Consider the following 2,012-nt stretch of genomic DNA (forward strand, 5'->3'; position numbering starts at 1 on the left):
GTCCGGCCCTTCCGATCTCCGCCTCTCGCCCCCAGATAAGCGCCCATGACCTCACAAGCCCGCGATCCGACCACCCCCGAGATGCCCTCCGTGCGCGCGCCGTCTGCGGTGCCGATCGACGACAGCGTGCTGCCGTTCGAAGTCGGCCCGCTCGATCTGCGCGGCCGGCTGACCAAGCTCGGCCCGGCGCTCGACGAGCTGCTCGCCAAGCACGCCTATCCGGTGCCGGTCGCCAAGCTGCTCGGCGAAGCGATCGTGCTCGCGACGCTGCTCGGCTCGTCGCTGAAGTTCGACGGCCGCTTCATCTTGCAGACCCAGACCGACGGCCCGGTGTCGTTCCTGATCGTCGACTTCCAGGCGCCCGACCGGCTGCGTGCCTATGCGCGCTATGACGAGGCCAAGCTCGAGCCCGGCCTCAGCTCCGGCGCGTTGCTCGGCAACGGCCATCTGGCGATGACGATCGATCAGGGCCCCGACATGCGGCGCTATCAGGGCCTCGTGGCGCTCAACGGCGGCGGCCTGGAGGAAGCGGCGCACGAGTACTTCCTGCGCTCCGAGCAGATCCCCACCAAGGTGCGGCTCGCGGTCGGCGAAGAGTGGCGCGGCGGCGAGGGCGGCCGGCATCACTGGCGCGCCGGCGGCATGCTGCTGCAATTCCTGCCGAAGTCCCCGGAGCGCGCGCGCCAGGCCGATCTGCATCCCGGCGATGCGCCGGAAGGCACCCAGGTTCACACCGTCGATGAGGACGACGCCTGGGTCGAAGGCCAGTCGCTGATCGCGACCGTCGAGGACGTCGAACTGATCGATCCGGATCTGTCCGGCGAACGGCTGCTGTATCGGCTGTTTCACGAACGCGGCGTGCGCGTGTTCTCGTCGCTGCCGATCAAGGCGGAATGCTCGTGCTCACGCGACGCCGTCTCCCGCATGCTCGCCCGCTTCGCCCCGCAGGACCGCGCCGACATGGTCAAGGACGGCAAGGTCGTGGTGACCTGTGAGTTCTGCTCATCGGTGTACGAGTTCACGCCGCAAGAGGCGGGGGTGGAGTCGGACGCGGGTGCGACGGAAACAGAGGCGACCAACAAGTAGTGAGTAGGTCGTAGGATGCGTTGAGCCGAAGGCGAAACGCATCATCACTACATGCGGAGTCTCACCTGGGTTTCGCTCCGCTCAACCCAGGCTACGCGCGCACGATCAATTCAGAGTCCGCTTCCCTTCCGGGCTGTCCAGCGAAAACGGCGGGACGTCGATCTCGAACTTTTCGCCCGCTTCGGTTTCCATCTGGTAGCGGCCGGCCATGAAGCCGGAGGCGGTCGGGAGGGGGACGCCGCTGGTATATTCGAACCGTTCGCCCGGTGCGAGCACCGGCTGTTCGCCGACCACGCCTTCGCCGCGCACTTCCTGGGTTCGGCCGGAGGCGTCGGTGATCACCCAATGCCGGGTGCGCAGCTTGACGGTTTCTTCGCCCGAATTGGTGATCACCACGGTGTAGGACCAAAAATACTGCCGGTTCTCCGCCGAGGAACGCTCCGGCAGATAATTGGGCTCAACGGTCACTTCGATCCGGCGGGTGACGGCGCGGTACATGGCTCGATTTCCAGCTCTTGGCCCAAATATAGCGAAAATCAGCGTTGAAACCAGTCGTTCGGAACGACTTTCAGGTTGTGGTCACGCGCCTCCGCGGTTTCAACATAGTTCCGCGCTAGCCAGCGGCCGCGCCGGAGCAGCGCCCTTCATGGCTGCGTCAGGGTGTCCGCCGAATGCCGTCAGACCTTCGCCGCCGGCAGCTCGGCTGCTATAGCAACGACAGGCGCATTGCGCGCCGCAATGGAGCCGCATGACTCCTCCCGTCACCACCGTTGCCGAGCCGGTCACCGGCGCGCCGCCCGCAGGCGGTCCGCCGGCCGAGCCGGCTGCGCCGCCATCGCGGCCGGCGACCCCGCCGCCGCGCAAGCCGGCGCCGAAGCGGGAATTGCGGCTGGATCTGTTTCGCGGCCTGGCGCTGTGGCTGATCT

The 2,012-nt window shown here is 67.1% G+C and carries 2 protein-coding genes; one reads left to right on the forward strand and one right to left on the reverse strand.

Features of this window, described 5'->3' with window-relative positions; translation table 11 throughout:
- The first annotated feature begins 45 nt into the window (after positions 1-45).
- Positions 46-1,086, forward strand: coding sequence for an Hsp33 family molecular chaperone (locus DYI24_RS25630; RefSeq protein WP_164574312.1), 1,041 nt, complete (start codon positions 46-48; stop codon positions 1,084-1,086).
- Between the two features lie 105 nt (positions 1,087-1,191).
- On the opposite strand, the gene apaG is transcribed toward DYI24_RS25630, so the two are convergent.
- On the reverse strand, positions 1,192-1,584 hold the full coding sequence (gene apaG / locus DYI24_RS25635; RefSeq protein ID WP_011160302.1) for a Co2+/Mg2+ efflux facilitator ApaG/CorD: 393 nt from the start codon (positions 1,582-1,584) through the stop codon (positions 1,192-1,194).
- Positions 1,585-2,012 lie beyond the last annotated feature (428 nt).

Origin of the sequence: Rhodopseudomonas sp. BR0C11, from assembly GCF_010820945.1 — a bacterium.
GTDB lineage: Bacteria > Pseudomonadota > Alphaproteobacteria > Rhizobiales > Xanthobacteraceae > Rhodopseudomonas > Rhodopseudomonas palustris_H.